12 protein-coding genes and 2 pseudogenes are annotated in these 17,079 nt (G+C 52.9%); 5 read left to right on the top strand and 9 right to left on the bottom strand.

The window, feature by feature from the left end:
- Window positions 1-253: 253 nt before the first annotated feature.
- Window positions 254-403 (bottom strand): hypothetical protein, encoded by a 150-nt coding sequence (locus tag ACFQEY_RS05345; protein WP_379765492.1) that lies wholly within the window; start codon window positions 401-403, stop codon window positions 254-256.
- A 40-nt stretch (window positions 404-443) separates the two neighbouring features.
- Between ACFQEY_RS05345 and ACFQEY_RS05340 the strand changes: the two genes are divergently transcribed.
- From ACFQEY_RS05340 to ACFQEY_RS05330, 3 genes are all read left to right on the top strand, one after another.
- Entirely contained in the window at window positions 444-746 is a 303-nt protein-coding gene (locus ACFQEY_RS05340) for a hypothetical protein (RefSeq protein ID WP_379765490.1), read from the top strand.
- Entirely contained in the window at window positions 743-1,192 is a 450-nt protein-coding gene (locus ACFQEY_RS05335) for a hypothetical protein (RefSeq protein WP_379765487.1), read from the top strand. Before ACFQEY_RS05340 ends, ACFQEY_RS05335 begins: the two co-directional genes overlap by 4 nt.
- Before the next feature lie 183 nt (window positions 1,193-1,375).
- A complete protein-coding gene (locus ACFQEY_RS05330) occupies window positions 1,376-5,851 on the top strand; it encodes an NACHT domain-containing protein (protein ID WP_379765483.1) in 4,476 nt (1,491 codons plus the stop codon).
- Between the two features lie 567 nt (window positions 5,852-6,418).
- Here the strand turns inward: ACFQEY_RS05330 and ACFQEY_RS18765 are convergent.
- The 3 genes and pseudogenes from ACFQEY_RS18765 to ACFQEY_RS05315 all read right to left on the bottom strand — a co-directional run.
- A pseudogene (locus ACFQEY_RS18765) lies at window positions 6,419-6,610 on the bottom strand (phage NrS-1 polymerase family protein); the annotation flags it as partial.
- Window positions 6,611-6,817: 207 nt separating this feature from the next.
- A complete protein-coding gene (locus ACFQEY_RS05320) occupies window positions 6,818-7,084 on the bottom strand; it encodes a hypothetical protein (protein WP_379765477.1) in 267 nt (88 codons plus the stop codon).
- A 580-nt stretch (window positions 7,085-7,664) separates the two neighbouring features.
- Window positions 7,665-7,877 (bottom strand): hypothetical protein, encoded by a 213-nt coding sequence (locus ACFQEY_RS05315; protein ID WP_379765474.1) that lies wholly within the window; start codon window positions 7,875-7,877, stop codon window positions 7,665-7,667.
- 485 nt (window positions 7,878-8,362) lie between these two features.
- On the opposite strand from ACFQEY_RS05315, the gene ACFQEY_RS05310 reads away from it, so the two are divergent.
- Window positions 8,363-9,595: a hypothetical protein gene (locus ACFQEY_RS05310; protein ID WP_379765472.1), complete on the top strand. Its 1,233-nt coding sequence runs from the start codon at window positions 8,363-8,365 to the stop codon at window positions 9,593-9,595.
- Window positions 9,596-10,088: 493 nt separating this feature from the next.
- Here ACFQEY_RS05310 and ACFQEY_RS05305 read toward each other — a convergent pair whose 3' ends face one another.
- From ACFQEY_RS05305 to ACFQEY_RS05290, 4 genes are all read right to left on the bottom strand, one after another.
- Window positions 10,089-11,462, bottom strand: a complete 1,374-nt coding sequence (locus ACFQEY_RS05305; protein WP_379765469.1) for a hypothetical protein — start codon at window positions 11,460-11,462, stop codon at window positions 10,089-10,091.
- Window positions 11,459-14,191, bottom strand: coding sequence for an AAA family ATPase (locus tag ACFQEY_RS05300; RefSeq protein WP_379765466.1), 2,733 nt, complete (start codon window positions 14,189-14,191; stop codon window positions 11,459-11,461). The genes ACFQEY_RS05305 and ACFQEY_RS05300 overlap by 4 nt, the downstream gene beginning before the upstream one ends.
- Window positions 14,192-14,575: 384 nt before the next feature.
- Window positions 14,576-14,938: a nucleotide pyrophosphohydrolase gene (locus tag ACFQEY_RS05295; RefSeq protein WP_379765462.1), complete on the bottom strand. Its 363-nt coding sequence runs from the start codon at window positions 14,936-14,938 to the stop codon at window positions 14,576-14,578.
- Between the two features lie 142 nt (window positions 14,939-15,080).
- The gene (locus tag ACFQEY_RS05290) at window positions 15,081-16,328 is read right to left on the bottom strand and encodes a hypothetical protein (protein ID WP_379765459.1); all 1,248 of its coding nucleotides are present in this window, start codon (window positions 16,326-16,328) and stop codon (window positions 15,081-15,083) included.
- Between the two features lie 249 nt (window positions 16,329-16,577).
- Between ACFQEY_RS05290 and ACFQEY_RS05285 the strand changes: the two genes are divergently transcribed.
- Window positions 16,578-16,775 carry a DUF6884 domain-containing protein gene (locus ACFQEY_RS05285; protein WP_379765573.1) on the top strand — a complete coding sequence of 66 codons (198 nt, stop codon included), beginning with the start codon at window positions 16,578-16,580 and terminating at the stop codon, window positions 16,773-16,775.
- Here the strand turns inward: ACFQEY_RS05285 and ACFQEY_RS05280 are convergent.
- Window positions 16,741-17,037: pseudogene (locus ACFQEY_RS05280) on the bottom strand (Lrp/AsnC ligand binding domain-containing protein); the annotation flags it as partial. The gene ACFQEY_RS05285 and the pseudogene ACFQEY_RS05280 overlap by 35 nt on opposite strands.
- Window positions 17,038-17,079 lie beyond the last annotated feature (42 nt).

The raw sequence follows: 17,079 nt of genomic DNA, 5'->3' as shown, positions 1-17,079 counted from the left end.
TTCAGACGGCTCCACAGCACATCTCGAAGCCGAATACTCTACGCTGAGCAAACCGGTAAAAGTCCTGAAAAACTACTTGCGAGCCACGCAAGAAGGCCGAGAATGCATCTTTGTCGTCCAACAGGGTAACGCGAAGAAACTGGAGAACATTCTAACCGCTGTCAATCGTCGAGGCCAGGACCACGAAGACACAGACGGTAGTTACAGCTACTACAAAGGTGAGGACGGTGAATTCACCGACACCGAAATACTGCTAGAGAACGGTGAGCACCGGATCATCGAAGCCGGTGAAGATCAAATCGAGATCCACAACGAATCTGTAGAAGCCGAATGCCCCGAACTCGACAACCACCCCGAAGACGAGCTCGAAAATTTCTGTCTCTACCGCGAAGACGACGGACACTGCACTACACTTGGACAGCCCTGCGTCATAACACAAGTCAATGACTGAAACAATGGATAAGCTCCGGGACAAGGACGAGATCGTCCTCCAAGCCATCCAACAGGGGAACAACGACATCCAGAAAATCACAGAGACAACCACACTGGAAAATCACGAGGTCAACTACTGCTTCACCAAAATCGAAGACCTCAACCTAATACACGTGGAGAAATCCGACGGCTACACCACCCGCAACATCAACGGCCAAAACAAGTCTTCTAAATACCCAAACAAGCCGATCTCACCAATAGAGCTGAGAAATATCTCGAAAACACGGATAGAGAGTACATCAATCAGTGGTTGAACAAGCATCCCGGTCCGACGAAGGATGCTCCACTCTGGTGTAAGATTCAGCAGGGTGGCTCCGATAACCAACTCGGCTATCGGTACATCCGTGAGAAAATCCTGAAAAAGACGATGGAGAGCGCCGGTATCGACAATGCATACGACGAAATGCACGGACTGTACGTGCTGGAGGAGGACAGCGATGAACCACAGGTGCGGAGGTGTGGGCGGTGCCAAGAGTTGAACGAGCCCGGCGCTGCGTTCTGTATGCGGTGTGGGTTTGCTCTGGACCAAGAGACTGCCGGGGAGCTAGAGGAAGAGGCTGGTACGGACATGAAGGAGTCGTACCGGGAGACTCATCCCGACGACATGGATACACAGGACAAACTTGACGCACTCGATGATCTGCTTGATGATCCCGACGTGAAAACGGCTCTTCTTAGCCGGATAGGAGTCGATTCGTAAAACACGGAGCTATGTTTGGAGATCTGGCCTTGTTTAAACCACTTACTGATAGGAGCCGTGTGCTGAATACAGACAATGAGGTCAGTAAACCGATTGAATTCACTCTGGCAAATCATAGTTGATAGACTTATTACCTAAATCACCCCATTTCAAGGTTATACAGATTGGATATGCGTTTGTGATATGGGGCGAGAAGAAGATGTCCTTTCTGCTATAGACGAGATGAACGGGTTCGACTTTCAGAAGCTTGCCCGTCGCCTCCTCAAGCGAGAGCTGTTTCCTAACTTGAACCCACTCCCGGATCAGGACGACCTCGGTCAAGACGCTCGAACAGAGGAACTACCGATCGAGAATTTACCTTCAATAACTGAGGATAACGTTACCTTTGCCATCTCCAAGACAAATACAAAATCAAAGCTGAAGAGAGACTGCAAACGGTGTCGTGAGATGGGTCACGACATCGACACCTTTGTCTTTGTCACGTCGGGAGAAGTCCAGAATACGCTTCAAAAAGAGTGGAAACGAGATATTCGAGACGAATATGGATGGGAACTTATCATTTACGAGCGCACATGGTTCGCGGATGTGGTTACACAACCGGATCACGAGAAACTAATCGAGGAGGTGCTCGGAATTCCTCCGTTGAACGGTGACTACTATGAGAGCATTGTTGGTGCGTTCGAGCAAGAAACTGATAACACATTGTCCGGTATCACGGGGACCATTCCACAGATTGACCGGAAGCTTCCCCGGTCAGAGATGTCGGAGATCCATACCGAGCTCACTGAAGGGAACGCGGTAATTGTAACTGGAGAAGGTGGTGTGGGGAAAACTGGAGTCCTCGCCCAGATCGTAGACCAGTGGACTGACGGTCCAGAGTTGTTTATCGATGCTCGGCGATTTTCGGAGTGTTCAACGGATACTGAACTTCGACAAGCGTTTGATTTCAATGGATCTCTTTCAGATGCAGTTGGCCGTGTTGGTCGACACGAGAGCTGTTTGGTGGTAGTTGACCAGCTTGACAATATCGGGGGGACACCGGCCGCTGAGGTCTTCACTGATTTTCTCAGGGCTGTAGACGGGGAAGACGGAGTTCATCTCGTCGCAGGATGTCGCAGTTGGGACTTGGAAAACCAGAGAGTCTACGCAGATCTCGCCAACGAAGAGACGTTTACCACTGTTACAGTATCGCAGTTATCCTCTTCGGAGGTTCGTGACGTTCTTGCAGACCTAGAGGTCACCGACTATAGTGATGAGCTGCTGACGATCGGCCGGAATCTCCTGAATCTTTCAATCATTGCTGAGCTCCAGGCAGAGACGACTCATTCCCAGATTAATTTCACTGCGATAAAATCTCAAGTAGAGCTATGGGACCGGTATCAGGAGACACTCGCCGAACGCGAAACTCAAGGTGGGCAATGGGATGAACAGTCTGGAGATGAGGTTAGAGCTCGTGCGATCGAACTAGCACAGACAGGGCTTCAGGACGGGTCACGGGTATTCCCGATCAGTCTCCGCCGGGAACGTCCCGACAAGCGTCTCATCAGCCGGAGGGTCATCATCAACGAATTTGGGGAACGATACCGATTCCGGCATGAGGAACTGCAGGACTATTTCTATGCGTGGAATGCAGTGAACAGGTTGGGATGGACCACACCCCAAGAGGTACTGGAAGAGATCGACGAACGTGTTGCCGCAGGTGTATTTCGCTGGATGCTACGGATTCTCGTAAAGCGAGGGCCTTCCCCCCCGATGGAATTCCTTGACGCTGCATTATCCGTTGACGGCCTCAACTACTATGCGGTGTCGCGTATCCTTGACGAGATTTCGACATGGGATCCAGCCGAAGTCGATGATGATGTAATAGATGTGGCACTCTCCCAAATCAACGAAAACGAGCAGTTTTGCGAATACTTCTACACGAATCTTGAATCCGCTGCTTGGATGTCAATACTCCATAACCGAGGACAGTTTGATGACCCCTGTGGCCCAGTGATGACATATCTAGAACAAGTCGGACCCGAGGTCCCTGATCTAACTGTTGAAATCATCCAGAACACAGACACGGACCACGAGAACTTCCAAGCAATCTTTGTGAAAATCGCAGGGCAACTCCCTGCAGAACATGCGACGCAGTGCGTGGAGGTCTTCACTGAATGGCTTTCGGAGGCAGAGATTGGGGCTGGACCATATACTGTCCAATACACTGATTTAATTAAGGGTCTAGTTGAGAAGGATGCCCTGGGAAGTGCATTTTCACTTCTCTCTGCGCTTGTTGAACCGCAGCCGCCGGAACCGGAGGTCACTGAACGAGAACTTGAGAATGGTGAAACCTTAGTGCACAAGTGGCAGACAGAAGCCAGAGCACCTGCCAGGATCTATACGATTGAAACTGCGATCGAAACGGTAGCAACCGATCTTCTGGATGAATACGATATCGAATTCATTGATATTCTGGAAGAAAAACTTCGTCAGGCAATCAAACTTGAAGCGGAGGTGTGGGATGCAGAACCTGAAGAACTGAGATGGCCACTGTATGCAGGAGGGTCAGATCTGAACAATACGAAACTGAAGGAAGTACTTCTGGACGGACTAAGGTCGTTTCTTGAAGATTGGATTGCTGCAGCACCCTCTGATTCTGATCGGCACGACCTGATCACTCGGTATCTAGATGAGATACACCTTTTTAGGCGGCTCGGCCTGTACTTACTTAGTCAGAACGCAGACGCTTATCCTGAACTGGTCCGAGAAGAACTTCTCGCAGAGGAAATCTACGATGCGTATGAAGTTAGACAAGAGTTCTTCCAGTTACTTCAGGATGGGTTTCCAGTCTTATCTGAGACGGAGCAGGACCGTGTTCTAGAGATCATTGATGATGGTCCTGAAAGGGATGAATTGTTGGAAGTAGCGGAAGAACAGGCAGATCGGTTCCCTGACCGTGATATTGGTGACGTAGTGGATGAAGAAATCGACTTATGGCAGCTACGGCGACTGTGGATGCTCCGCGGCTACCTTTCCGGCAGCTACGCTGACCGAATTGAACAACTTGTAGAGACGTACGGGGAACCAAATCATCTTGAGAGAGGGGGCTCAGCTAGGATGGGAGCAGTCTCATTTGAAGGACCGATGGACCAAGAGGAGCTACGTGATCTACCTGCGGAAGAGGTGTTGGAACTGTGTGTGGAGTGGGATCCGAAAGAAAACGAGGATGACACAGATTTTCTAACAGAGATTTCTCCGCGCGGGCTTGCACAGGAGGTTAAAACTCTCGTTGAGGAATCCCCTGAACAGTTCACGCCCCACCTAGCTATACTTACAGAGGCCGAATCCGTCTATATCTCAGAAGTATTTGATGGATTGCAAAATGCGCTTGATGCGGACCGAAGCTTCGAGTGGAGTACGGTGCTTGAACTCTGTAAAGAGGCAGCACAACGCGACAATGGTCAGGTATCGTCAAGCCGTAAGCGCGTGTGCCGGTTACTGGATAAAGGGCTTTCAAAAGAGGACTCTGGTCTGTTAGATCATCAAGATACAGTCCGTGAATTACTATTGACTCTTTCAGAAGATCTCGAACCCCGTCTCGAAAACGAGGATCAAAGGTATATTCCACACGATAACCCACTGCGGACAGCGATCAATGCTGTTCGCCCAGTTGCCGTTGACACGCTAATTATATACGCACTGGAACGAGCAAAGGTCGAAGGATTTGATGGATCCGACGAAGAACAGGAATCAGGGTTGGAAACAGAGGTCCGAAGATGTCTTGTTGAAAAGATGGAGGATCCGAGCACGGCTGTGCATTGTGTATTCGGAAAACGGCTTCGGAATCTTTACTGGCTTGACAGGGAACTGGTCGAGGAAAACATTGACACCATCTTCCCAATAGATGAGGATGACGAGTCCCGTGATCGATTTGGTGCTGCCTGGGCAGCATATCTCAGCGTCTCTCCTTGGATCGGAGACCTCTACGAAGAGTTGAAGGAACGATACCTACACGCTGTTGACCTCCATGCCAGCGAGGGACGATTCACTGGGCATACCGAGGGAAATCGGTTTGTTGCGCATACACTTCACACATATCTTCATTCAGATGAACAGTTAACAGCGGACGACAGTTTGCTTCCGTATTTCTACGAAAATACAACTCCTGACACAGCGGGAAGCGCGGCGTGGCAGTTATGGAGATGGGCAGATGAGGACCCAGAATTCCATGAGAACTGGGATGCGATCCAGACGTTGTGGGAGTGGCGGTTAGACATGGTTAGTGACGACTACGAAGATCATGCAAAGGAGTTCGGATGGTTCGTGGAATGGCTTGATTTAATTTCTGCGGAAATCGCCCCGCCTACAGTTGAGTCTATACTACAGGACACTGCCCCATTCCTTGTATATAATCGGCGAGGATGGAAAACGCTAGAAACGTACTTGGCACAATGGGTGGATACCTATCCTCATTGTTGTATAGAAATCTATGCTGGACTTCTTCAGCAACCAAAGTTGCCGGATTATCTGCAGTTCGATGAAGAAGCCATGTCGATTTTGGAAACTGCCCTTCAGGCCGGTGACAATACACGGGAGCTTGCCCTTGAAGTGACCGAAGCAGTGGCCGAACATGACCAGACATTTCTTGACTTGCTTCGGGAGTACAGTGTAGATTGATGACGAATTATAATCTATCAGAAAAACAGAGGCTGATCCATTCGTTTTAATTCACACGGACAGTACTATTTCTAGCTCGGTCGAGATCCAGATCTACTGGTATCGGCCCCGAATTCAGCTATTTGCAATAACGGTCACTTCGTGTGGCTTGGTGAATAGGTGCTCACGGCCCCGACCAAACACGGATAGCCGTGTCACGATCGCTCTTGTCCTCTTCACGACGAGGATCGTGCGTACCGTCACGTAGGGTGTGTGCTGGATAGAGAGGATGGGTTATTCGGGGTTATCGTACGGGCTTTTTCCCGCGAAGTTTATCAAACGCTACGAACAGGATACTCAGAATCGAAGCGATCACACCGAGTGCAGCTGCCGCACGAACCGAGACAATGAGGATATACGCGACTGCAATCGCTATTGGAGCCGGTTCGGAAAGCGACAACTCGTGAATCGTGCTAATCTCAACGTCAGCTAAGTATTCTGTGACGATGAAGTCCCCTTGTCCGTTAATTGCCTTCCTGATTTCGTCGTTTTCTAGGCGCTCCCATTTTCCCGGTTCCCTTGGTGGGGGTACAGGCCGGATTCACGGAACAATCGGTCCATGCGCTTAGGGTCCCCGCCAGTCCAGAATGCGAGGTCGTATAGTAGAGCCATCCGTGCCTCGGAGTGACTGCGGTAGCTCGACGTATCACCCCGATCGAACAGCTGATAGAACCGCTCGCCACTCTTGACATCCCGTGCCCGCTCAAGTAAGTCAGCGTCGAGCCCGCTGAACCCCTTTCCCGTACCTTCGGCTTCCCCGACGGCACACTCTGTGTTCGCCGCATCCAAGACCCCTTGCTCGTTCTCCTCGGCGTATTGTGGGTCGGCACGAAGGAGGTCGGCGAATTCGTCGGTGGTGATAGTAGCGATGGGACGGTTGATGGAGATCCGATACCACCCACCTTCGGGCGTCTCGCACTCGTCACATCACCCGTTATCGCATCCTTGGAGTTGCGACCCCACCCCGACAACGTAACCGTTACAGACCTTTACGTCTCCCCAGGTCGGCTTACACGCCTTTTTGTTGCCTGTAACGGCTTCGAGCGCCTCTTGGGCTGTCTCGAACTGATCACCGGACTCTACCTTGAGGAGATGATGACCGCCGAATTCGCCGTCGGTATGCGGCGTCTCGTCGGTTAGCGTCTCGGGGAGTTCCTGGAGCGCCGCAAATCCGTTGTATCGGTGTTCTCCCATAGTCATCTACGTCGAGGAGAGCGAGGCCGCCGCGACAGTCCCCAGTCGCGTACACCCCATAATTACCGTCTATGTCACGTGGGTCTTCGTGACGATTTGCCGGGTCGTCGTGTTCGATTGGAGATCCTTTCTCGTCGTCGAGCACGTCGATAATGTGCCCTGTCCCGAAGCCGGCTTCGTCAAGACGGTCGGCGAGGATGCCTGTGTCTGCGGTTCCGTCATAATCAGCGTCGGACGGGGAAGGGTCCTTGTCTGTCTCGGTGCTCACTGTTGGTCACCCTCGGTCTGCGATATGCACCCACGCCGATCTGACTGAGGCCAGCACAGCCGGCAGCGACGATAGCCACGGTCGCGTAGCTCCGCCGTCCGACGCTCGACTCCCGCGCTGTCGAACGACCCGCAGACGGGCAACAGCGCCCCCGTAACGACGGGCTGGTGGAACTTGTCCTCGCGGGGAGCGTGGGCCGGTAGGAGTACTGTCTCCGTCTGGGGACACTGTCAGCTCGTCGCCGCCTCCGTTGCGTCATGGGCTCAGTCACCTTTATCGCCCGCTTCGATGGAGTGAGGGCTGTCGTATGGGTCACTGTCCGTCACCTCCGCGGCCTGTGTGTCTATTCTGTTCGTCCAGCAGGTCAAGCAAGCGTTGAGCCCACTTGCTCGCAGGAAGATGGTTCTTGGCGAGGGCTTCGAGGTCCTCGCGGTGTTCGCTGGCGGCTTCGAGACCACCTGGGTCAGTACGGGCTTGGGCCGACTGGTTGTGTTCGCTGGTGTCGGCATCGTTTGTTGTTCTCATGGTCGGTAACGGCGACCAACGATCTATAGGGTGGGTGCGCCTGGGTACTTAAGCCGACACGGAGGGTAAGAAACGATACACGCCTTACAGCGTGTCTTACCACCCTTGCGCCGCCCTAAGCGGCCGAGAGGACCCTTTCCCTACAGGGTCGTTTTTTGCCGTTGACTAAGAACAGATGCCCATACCACTTGAACTCCTATTCCTACATATATATTCAGTACCACAGTACCGCTGTACAGCGGTTATTTTCTATCAAATTATTGTCTTTATATCTTGGTATGCTAAGATTCGCACGATGGCGAACTCGCAGCAAGATGTGCAAGAGGATTCGTGCGGAAACTAGTTTTTGCCCTCGTGTTGAACTGAGTAAGGCCCCTTGCTAATTTTTGGAGGCCCATGTAACCAAACATCGATTTGCAGAGTATCAGTTATTTTGGCATACGTATTTCCAAAGTTACTTCGCGAATGGCCCAGGGTACAGAAATATGATTTCAGAAATAGTATCTCAGTTGCCGAATCTGGTTTCTCTTCTAACTGAACTCATCAAAGAGTTATCTATGGTATCAAACTGGCTCCGGCATTGGGCCCCTTTACTTGGGGCAGCTGCCGGTCTGGTAGTGCTGTACCGATTCTTCTTGGTTGGACCAAATCTTGCCCTGGAATCAGAAGCGGAGGCAGCATCACGACCACAGGCGTTCGATGTAATGCGAGTGACGCCGACCATGTATTTGGAGAATCACGGTAGAGCGAAGGCCGAAGATATCTATATCAATATACAGCTGAATGACTGGGAATTCCACAGGCAATCTGATGATCGGCCTGCTTCAGTACTGACTATCAACGAGAATGAAACGGGGTACATCGGGTCCCCAGGACGGATTTACGAAGTGTTCGTCGATACCGTTCTACACCGAGGTGCACGGTTCAGAATCTTTTTCGGTGGTGCTCGGATGGAACGCGGGCGGACGTATGAGTTAGAGTACACCGTTGCCTGTCGTGGACACGCTGAACAATCAGGGAAGATCCTCTATCATGTGGGGCATCAAGATGTTGAGGTCGAACACACCTATCCTGGAAGATGGCTGAGGTTGAAGAAATGGATCGCCAACCAGTGGAATCGGCTTACCTCGGATGATCCTGAACTCCATCTTGCGGAATTGAATGAGGATTGGCTTGACGAGAATACCGTTCGCATCACGGGGAAGATCAAGAACATCACTGATCAGCGAATACGGTATTCCAATGTTCGGTTAGAATTCTTTGAGGACAGCATCAAGACAGAGAATTTCTTCCAAGCAGTGCCATTGCGGATGACTGCATTGGATCCTTGCGAGGTCTGGAAGACAGAAGCTACCATTGAATTTAGTAACGCCCCTTCACCAGATGACATCGTGCTCCGTGGAGTAGTGGAGCCTAATACGAATAAGACAGCCACACCGTGGAACGGAGTCCAGCTTGTGGATCACGAAATAGATCTACCGACAGATAACGATCCTACCATTCGAGTCCACGGACGCATCGAGAACACGAATGCTGGGACAGATCGACCAGTACATCTCGTTGTGAAATTTTATAATGTAGATGGGGAGGTCATCGCCGATGAAGACACTCGAAAGAAGCTCGAAGCAGGTGAGGCCAAGGACTTCAGTATGTATCCAGCGTATGATTCTACAATCAGGGACCAGATAGATACGGGAAAAGTCGTTCTCATGGGCTAATCAAATAAGCGTTCTCCAGACTCTCGCCGTCATTAGATAACGTTCGAAGTCTCCGATCGCGTATTTGACGTATAAGCAGGGTACGAGGGATTCGAACCCTTTTTCCCCAAGCCTAGGCCGAGATTTGAACTCGGGGTCTCGTCCTTACCAAGGACGCGCCTAGCAACTAAAAATAAAACTTCAGAGTCCCAGTTTCGCTGTGCAATTGAGATGCCACTCCATGGCCCACTTTCTTTGATCGAATCCCATACAAACATCCGTTATGAATGGGCTGTAGGTTACAAGTGCCAAGAGTAGCATCTATTCCTGTATTTGTAGAGGGAAATAAACAGATATCGGAGGGTCGGTATACGGCTCTAAGGGGAGACAGTTGCCATTTGGAGTCGCATAGAAGGCACACTGAGGAGCTGAAACAGTGATGAGGTATTTATCATGATAATATTGGATGTCAAACCGTGTGGACAATTGGTCGTGAATATTCTTGATAGCATATCTAAGTGCTAAATTGTTGTTTTAATACATTCCTTAGAATTACCGGGAGCTCCTCATCAAGTTCTTCAGCCTGGAGGATAGTGATGGGTTCATCTTTTTGTTCAGCGACAGACAGTGTATTTTGATCTAAGTCTTGCACGACGAGGAGTCCGTTCCATCCGCTGCCGAAGATATCGTTCTTGTCTTCGGTTTCTCGCCCGAAGACATACTTTTCGTTGATGCGGAGGAAGCCGAGGTATTCGAGTGTTTCCTTGATTCCAGTTCGGATCGTCTCCTCGCGGGTGCTGTGCTTTACTTCGGCGATGAGGTACTCGTATGTGATCGGGTTGTCTGATTTGATTTCGAGGACGATGACGTCGGGGCGGCCGGTGTGGTTTTGGAAGTTCTTGTCGAAGTAGTTGCTGGCGACGTCACGGGCGGTTTGTTGAACTTGTTCGGCGCGGGTGGGGTCTCGGTCATCAGGCACAGTGTCGGTGCGGAACGAAAGACCGCGGTCGGCGGCTGACGTGTCGTGGTACAGCACGATTTCTTGTTTGCCGTCGATTCGGGCGACTTCTTGTCGTCCGCTTTGGATTGTTTGGAAGACTGGGGACGTCTCTTGCAGGTCTTCGAGCGTGTCGATGAATCGGAAGAGGACGTAGAGTTCGAATAGTCGAGCTTGGTCGTCAGGGGTGATTGCGGTTTGTTTGAGGAGGGTGTGGAGGGCTTCACGATCGCCGTTGAACAGTTGTTGCCGTTCACGTAGGCGTTTAGCTGCTTCTCGATAGATTTCCTGTCGAGAGTTTTCAGCAGTGGTGAGCATGCGTTCGGTTGGTTCGTACGTTTCTGGGTCGCGGATGCGGCGGACGTGGACGTTGCGTTCGACGGTCCGCTGGACTTCATCGATGAGGTCGTTGTTGGCTTGCCACCGATCGGTGACCCAATCGTAGTTGTCTTTTAGATATTCACCGGCGTCGCGGAGCGTTGTGTAGATGATTGAGAGGAGGCGTTTGAGGACGATGTTTTCGGGGATGTCGTAGTCTTCGGAGCGGTTTTCGGTGACGAATAACGAACGGTCGTTGGGATTGGTGGAGTACCGGGCCTTAACCGTTGATCCCCAGTTGATGTGCCCGTCAATACCGCCGCGTTGTGTACGGGCGACGGTTTTCGTTTCGGTGCGGACGTTTCGGAGGCGTTGTGAGAGCTGTTCGACGAACTCGACGATCTCGGGTTTGAGGATGAAGTGCAGGTCGAGGAGAAGCTCGTAGTCTTCGAATCGTTCGTCGAGTCCGTCGAATGTGAGTGAGTCGGCGAGTTCGCGTTCGGGGAACCCGCCGTTCATGACGTACGCGAGGATGTCTTGGGTGAGGCCGTCGATGAGATCCTCGCGGTTCATGACTCACTGTCGAGTGTGACTTGCAGCATGTCACGAGCGGCCGTCTCTAGGAGGTCCCGGTCGATCATATTGGCGGTCTGCTCGTGGTCGTTGATTTCGGTGATATGCCGTACGATTTTGTCCCGCTTGGGGACGCCTTCGAGTTGTGGGAAGATGTAGCTGATAACGGCGTTAGTGACGCGGTTTGGGAGGGTGCCGTTTCCGGTGCCGTGGTGGTTGGTGATGTACCCAAGCATGTCTTTGACGATTGCGGGGCCGATTGCGCGGTCGTCGACGGCCTGGTTGGTGTGTTTCCAGACAAGCCCGACTGCGCGTAGTTCTTCGGGAGTCGGGTCGAGGTCGTCCCATGCGGCGACGTACTGTCGCATCCCGTCGTCAAGAGCGTCGAGTGCGTCGTCGTCAGTGTCTGCGGGGAGGGTCGGCGCGGGGATGCGGATGAACGCGAAGCGACGCATGAACGCGTAGCTCATTTCGTACAGCGACGTCTTGTCGTATGAGTTCATAGTGGCGAAAATGTGCCATGAATCGGGGACGAGGTACTGATGATCGGCAGGGGTGCCGTCAAGGTGGTCGGTTGTGAGTAACTCGATTTCGTTGTCGTTTTTGGTGTACGGGAGTTGGACTGGCTGCCCGGAGAGCAGGGTGAAGAGCTGGCCGAATCCTTTGTCGATGTCGGCTCGGTTGAGCTCGTCGATGATGATCGGTTCGTTAACCTGAACACCTGTTTTCGCGTTTTTGAGTCGGTTGAGAACGACACCAGAGGTGAATGCTAGGTCACCGTTCGTGTCTTCATCAGTGGATTCGGTCGGCATGTATCCGCCGACGGTGTCGAACGTGGACCAGTCGGCGGTGGCGGTGGTGACTTGGTAGCCGCTGTACAGGTGCGGGTAGTGGCGAGCCAGGTACTCAGTGACTTGCTGGGCGATTTCGGTTTTCCCGGTACCGGGCGGCCCGGTGAAGATAATGTGGTCGCCGGCGCGGACAGCGGCCGTAATTTGCTCAGCCAGCTCGTCAGCAGACGGGACGTCGTACGCGTCGGGAAACACAATGCCGGAGAACGCGTCCGGATCGATTGTCCCTGAGAATTCGATCGTCGTTGCAATTGGCGACGATTCTGTTGTTGTGCCTACGAGCAGGTCGATGACTGCCTCACCACGACCGTCCTCGGCGTCATCATCGAATGTGCTGATGAACTGCCGGCTTGGGAAGTGATCGCCTGTGGCGTCGTGACAGCGTTCGTTGACACTGCCGATAGGAACGCTTTCTCGTTGGAGTTGGTTGATAGCGTCTGTTAGTTCGTGGACAGAGTCGGTTGCGTCTGGAAGGTTTGTCGCGGCGGCGGCACCAGGGGTGAGGAAGAGCTGGTCGAATGCGACGCGGTACGGGTACGTTCTGGTATTCTGGATATCGTCGTACCACCATTGCTCGTCGGTTTCGAAGCGAGTGCCCACAATCGCAACGCCGAAGACGAACCCGTCGGGTTGTGACAGTTCGGGATGCATTGGGTCGCCGCCGGCATGGAAAATGAGGACGTCGCCCGGGTCCATATCCGCCCACTGAGTGTGGTGTGTGTCTTCGAAGCCGCAGGCTCGGTAGTTGAGTGCCGTCACCCAGTAGTCCGCAGGTGCTGTCAACCCGTAGATAGTGGTACCATTGTCTTGGACGTGCTGGACGAGTAAGTCGGTTGGGTGGTCGTACTGCTTGGAGTCGTCAGACTCTGTCTCGCTCGGGTCTATCAGTAGGGTTTCTGTGCGTTCAGCGGGGTCTATTCGGTCGAGATGTGGGAGTGTGTCGTCGATGGCGGTGCGTGCGGCGGTGCTGATGAGTTCGACGAAGGCGGGCGGGGCTTCGGTGAGGTATGCGCCTTGGTTGAGGTTCAGGTTCTTGCTGTATACGACGGTGTGGTCGTTGCGGAGGTCATGCAGAATGTCTTCGTTGGCTTCTGTGAGTACCTCGTCAACATCGAGAGGTGTAGCGAATTCTTGGTAGTCGGTGAGTGGGACGCGGTATGCGGGGCGCTGCCCGGAGTTGTACCCCATTTCAGATACGCCTTTGTCGTCCCACTCGGTGTCTTCGAGACACGTCGTTTCTTCGTACGTGTCTGCAGCGAGTGACGCAGCGGTGAACGCTCGTTGATGTTGATCGAGGTGTAAGATGACGTCGCCTGGTTGCACGTCGGTCGCGTTGTCGTAGTACACGGATCTCCCACCGTCGGTCCGTGTTTGCGGGCACCATAATGCGTCACCGAGCCCCCATCCGTCGACGTCGCGGTCGTCACGGTTGTGGTAGCTTTTTTCGATCCATACTGTCGGTTGGTCGTCGCTGTGCTGTGTTTTCGCCTGGTCGGCGTACGCTTCTAGTTCGGAGAAGTGATCGGTGAGTCCGCGAGAGGATTGCAGCTGGGTTTTTAATTCCGGGTAGTCGTCGAATTCTTCGAATGTCCAGCGATTGATCGGGACGTCGGGTGTGAACGCTCCACCGATCAGTTCGTCGAAGTTGAGGATCCAGTTGACGTCCCGATGGTGAGTGTTGAGAGAGTTTCGTGCGGTCGGTGGGAGTTCACCGTACCGGTCATTTGGGTCTTGATACGTGTAGTTGCCGTCGATGACGCCGATCGCTCGAATTGTTGCGTTTCCATGCCACTCGTCATCTGAGTGGTAACGAAGCCCGTTTTTGAGAACGATGATATCGCCGATCCTGGCTTCGTGTGCGAATTTCTGGAGTTGCACGGCAGGGTTCCGCGGGTGCACCGAGTCGCGTGCCGTCGTCGCGTCAACAATTGCATCGTGAGATGTTAATGCAGAAATGTCAGTTGTGACGTCCGGCCATCCCATACTAACGCTATCTTCACGCAAAAACAGGTCACACCACGTTTCATTGTTGAACCCGACAACCCACGCACGGCGTTCGGTCTGCTCACGATTGTCTTCGGCGGGAGCCCCGTTACTCATGAGGAATCGGTTATAACGCCTATGTCATATAACACATGATTCTGCCGAGCAAAAATCTCTGGATCGGCAGCCATCCGCCTTAGATCACAAACCAACCGTATCAATGGATGCTATCGAAGAAGCGAGGAGAGATGGTAGAGCGTTTGCAACTCCGTCTGCGGGTTAGTCTCTCTGCCAGCGTTCGAGTTCTGCAGTCATGTCTGCGGCAGTGTCTTCATCGAATCGGGCTTCATTGGCAGTCATTTTCTCATCTACAGCGTCAGCAAGGTCAATATCCATCTGGGTTGCAAGCGCAACCGAGTATATAACCACGTCCGCGAGTTCTTCTTTGACTCGGTCGTGAAGTTCGGTGTCGGCTTGCACAGTGTCAGGCGGGTGATTGTCATGCCAGAGGAAGAGTTCTAACAGTTCGTTTGCTTCAATGCTGATCGCTTCAGCGAGGTTCTTCGGTGTGTGGAACTGGTCCCAATCGCGTTCCGCAACAAATGATTTGTACCGCTCAGTGAACTCATCGAATCCGATCATCTACCACTAGTCTTTCATGGTGGAGTATCAAATATAGGTACTGCCTTCATACCACGGTCGCTGATATGAATCAACTACCACGTACGGTCTGAAGATAGCTAATCAATCAGATACTGGCATTGAAACCGCGATCTGTAACACATTAATTAGGTCGTTCTGCGCCACCAACTGGTTGCTCTAATCGCCACTCATTTTCGAGGACTGTGTCCTTATCATCGGTGCCGCCGGTGGTGAGGATTCCGAGGTGATAGAGTTGGTATTTGAATTGGAAGTGGATGCCAGATTTGTAGATCGTCGGGTCTCTGAGGACGGACTGGTTAATATCGCCGTCTGCGGTGAGAACGTCCTCTCGTCGATCCCGGGTGAAGAACACTTCGACGGCGAGTGGTTGGTTGATGCGTGTGGCTTCGAGTGCGACATCGGCGAGCGTCGCATCACGGACCCCGTTCTGATGGAGCCGTTCAAGCGCGGTGATGATGAGCCTCGTGGGCTCGTATTGAATGGCGACTGAACGCGCGAGCTGTGCCCATCGCGGAGCGAGCTCGGTGAACCGCGTTCGGCTACCAGTCCACGTGTCGAACTCGGCGAGTGCAGCCGTGACACTGCCGTGCTGGTCGCGGGCGAACCGCACCACTTCTGCGCCGAGGTGCGTGAGTGAGTCGCCGTTGGGTTGGTCGTCGACGAGGTTCAATAGGATTGCGCCGCGTCGCCCGCCAGAGATCGCGTTGATGACGTTGTCGGCGTACACGGTGTTAGTGTCGCCCTCGGCAGCGAGTGCGAGCGCGTACCCGAGGTAGTTTTTCGGGTGATTCACTGGGAAACTTCCGTCGGTGAGTCGGTGCGTGGTGGCTTGGAGTCGCACCGCGTCGATCGTCGTGGAGAACTCACCGGCTCCAGTGACACGGGCGGGCTCGACGACACGCGTGGAGTCAGCATCCTCCACGGCGATCACGCCGACGTTGAGATTCCTGGCCTGTGCGCGTGCTGTGTCGGTGATGCTGGGGGCTGGTGCGGCGACGTACCCGAGGTTGACTTCGGGGAGGTGTGCGTGTGCTTGCGTGATGCCGCGGGCGACGTCCGCAGCTGCCGGGTTGGTGTTGTGGCCTTTCGCTTCGATCACCGTGACTGGTGTCGTGGCCGCGTCGCCGTTCAGGACCTCGGTGGCTGGCATGCCAACGCCGAGTAAATCGGGTTCGCCAGCACTGAGTCGAATCGTGTTGTACGGCGCGAGCCGGTCACGGAGCGCATCAGGAATTGTCCATCCACCCCACGTGGATTGCGTGAACTGCGTTTCCGTGACCGCGTACTGATCGGGACTCGTGTCGATATCAGGATATAGTGTGTCCTTCGCGGCAGCAAGCACTGTTGGCTCGGCGAGCGTGACTGCCATTGTCCTGTCCACTGACGGGTAGATGATATAGTTGGGGGGATCGGGGCACCACTACTCACAGCGTACTCGCAGGCACCTATCGAATACGATTATAGGATCGACGACTCAACAACTCCGCATGGAGGTCGGGCTCGTCAGCTGTACAAAGAGTAAGCGCGAGAAGGCAGCGAAACCGAAGGATCTGTATCTTGAGTCGGGTTTTTCAGGAAGGCTCCCCAGTACGTTGAAGCGAATCACGATGCGTGGTATATTCTCTCTGCAAAACACCATCTGCTCGACCCGGACGGAAACCCGATAGAGTCGTACGACGAGACGCTGAGCGGGGCGTCTGTCGATACAAAACGGAAGTGGGCAGAAACCGTGTTCGAGCAGTTACGCGTAGAGGGCTTGCTTGGTAGCGAGGGATTAGTGGCTATGTGGGTAGTTCGAATTGGTTGTGTTCTTTGACGGCGTTGAGGACGATACTGGTGTTAGATCGGTTGATACTGGGATCGGTGATCAAGAATTTGATCTCGTCGTTCATGCGGTCCGTATCTTTGAATTTGCCGATAGCGATGATATCGTAGTATCCGGTGACTTCGTAGACTAAGATTATTGGCTGGTAGTTTTTGAGCGAGTAGATGATTTATCCGAGTGCGTCTCCTTCGACTTTGAACTGTATGACGGCGGTGACGTCGTATCCGGCTTAATCGTAGACGATGACTGGTGTACTAACTTTAGCGTAGTTTTATGATATTCAGGCTAGACTAGG

The sequence above is a fragment of the Halorubrum trueperi genome (assembly GCF_042662525.1).
GTDB classification, from domain to species: Archaea; Halobacteriota; Halobacteria; order Halobacteriales; family Haloferacaceae; genus Halorubrum; species Halorubrum trueperi.
Note: the sequence above shows the minus strand (reverse complement) of the source record. Positions and strands in the feature narration are given on the sequence as shown.

What these genes read in the sequence shown, in the direction of transcription:
- ACFQEY_RS05310 (WP_379765472.1), top strand. Translation starts at nt 8,363, where the DNA reads ATGATTTCAGAAATAGTATCTCAGTTGCCGAATCTGGTTTCTCTTCTA.
- ACFQEY_RS05320 (WP_379765477.1), bottom strand. Translation starts at nt 7,084, where the DNA reads ATGGGAGAACACCGATACAACGGATTTGCGGCGCTCCAGGAACTCCCC.
- ACFQEY_RS05305 (WP_379765469.1), bottom strand. Translation starts at nt 11,462, where the DNA reads ATGAACCGCGAGGATCTCATCGACGGCCTCACCCAAGACATCCTCGCG.
- ACFQEY_RS05315 (WP_379765474.1), bottom strand. Translation starts at nt 7,877, where the DNA reads ATGAGAACAACAAACGATGCCGACACCAGCGAACACAACCAGTCGGCC.
- ACFQEY_RS05295 (WP_379765462.1), bottom strand. Translation starts at nt 14,938, where the DNA reads ATGATCGGATTCGATGAGTTCACTGAGCGGTACAAATCATTTGTTGCG.
- ACFQEY_RS05340 (WP_379765490.1), top strand. Translation starts at nt 444, where the DNA reads ATGACTGAAACAATGGATAAGCTCCGGGACAAGGACGAGATCGTCCTC.
- ACFQEY_RS05290 (WP_379765459.1), bottom strand. Translation starts at nt 16,328, where the DNA reads ATGGCAGTCACGCTCGCCGAGCCAACAGTGCTTGCTGCCGCGAAGGAC.
- ACFQEY_RS05330 (WP_379765483.1), top strand. Translation starts at nt 1,376, where the DNA reads ATGGGGCGAGAAGAAGATGTCCTTTCTGCTATAGACGAGATGAACGGG.